Source organism: Bilophila sp. 4_1_30, assembly GCF_000224655.1.
Taxonomy (GTDB): domain Bacteria; phylum Desulfobacterota; class Desulfovibrionia; order Desulfovibrionales; family Desulfovibrionaceae; genus Bilophila; species Bilophila wadsworthia.
Window position 1 is genome coordinate 1 of record NZ_JH114253.1, and the last position, 1,324, is coordinate 1,324.

The window sequence follows — 1,324 nt, forward strand, 5'->3', positions numbered from 1 at the left end:
CCGCCTTCGGGACGGCGGGCATGGAGGCTTCCCGGCCTGAAAGCGGGTTGAGGGCGCAGGTGATGGGGATCATCTTGTCGGCATTGCCCACGCAGCCCTGCCCACAGGCCACGCAGGGACAGATTTCGTCCTTGCGCCCGGCGGCGTATTTTTCCACCAGATGCGAATCCGCAATAAGCGCCCGGCCCATGATGGCGAAGTCGGCCAAGCCGTCGCGGACGACCCGTTCGGCGGTGTCGGCGTCGGAAATCCGGCCCGTGAGCATGACCCGTGCCCTGTCCCCAATCGCTTGCTTGACGGCGGCGCTGGTGGCGGCGTTCCATGCCTTGGGCATACAGGTAGGGGGCGTCATCAGCTCAAAGCAGCATTGCATGCCCGCCGTGATGTCGAAGGCGTTGACGCCCGCGTCCGTGAGGGCGCGGCACAGCTCCACGGTGGTGTCGAGGTCGATGCCGTTCCCGGTGGGCACGTCCTCCACGGAGGTATGGCGGTAGAGGATGGGGAAATCTTCGCCCACCGCGGCGCGGACGGCGCGGGCGACCTCGGTGGGAAAGCGCAGGCGTTTGGCGAGCGATCCGCCGTACCCGTCGGTGCGGCGGTTGGTGAATGCGGACACTGCCTGTTCGAGCAGATAGCCGCTGGCCCCGTGGATTTCCACAGCGTCGAACCCGGCGGCCTTGGCGCGCAATGCCGCCTTGCCCCATGCGTCCGCGAGGCGGGCGAACTCGGCCCCGTCAAGGGTGATGGCGTTGTCGGGCTCGAACACGCCGGGAATAACGCTCATGACCCGGCGGGGCATGTGGGAATATTCGGGATGCGCCCGGCCCCCGCCGTGCTGGAGCTGGATGGCGACAGCGGCCCCGTGTGCATGGACGCGTTCCGTGAGCAGGCGCAGGCCGGGGATAAAGCGGTCGTCGCTGATGTCCAGCCCGTGCAGGAAGGTCTTGCCGGAAACGTCGATGGAGGTGGCTTCCACGATGACCAGCCCCACGCCGCCTTTGGCCCGCTCCTCATAATAGGAGAGCAGCCGTTCCGTCACATAGCCGCCGTCCACGGCCATGTCGGTCACCATCCCCGGCAGGACGAAGCGGTTCCTTACCGTCAGGGTATGGATGTTCATGGGGGTTAGTGAAACAGGGATATCCATCTGCGACTCCTTTCATTCGGTAGCCATATACCCGGCGGCTTTTCCGCCACCGTTTTTTCACACGCAAGGCGGCAACCCTATCCACGCCGGCAACACGCAAAACCGACACGGAGGATTCGATAAACACAAAAGTTTTTAGGGGGAAGAGGGAGGGGGTTGGGGAGGGGGAAGGGCCCC

At 65.2% G+C, this 1,324-nt stretch carries 1 protein-coding gene; it reads right to left on the minus strand.

Features of this window, described 5'->3' with window-relative positions; all coding sequences use genetic code 11:
- On the minus strand, window positions 1-1,147 hold a 1,147-nt coding region (locus HMPREF0178_RS19945), incomplete at its 3' end, for an NADH:flavin oxidoreductase (RefSeq protein ID WP_009369344.1).
- Window positions 1,148-1,324: the final 177 nt, after the last annotated feature.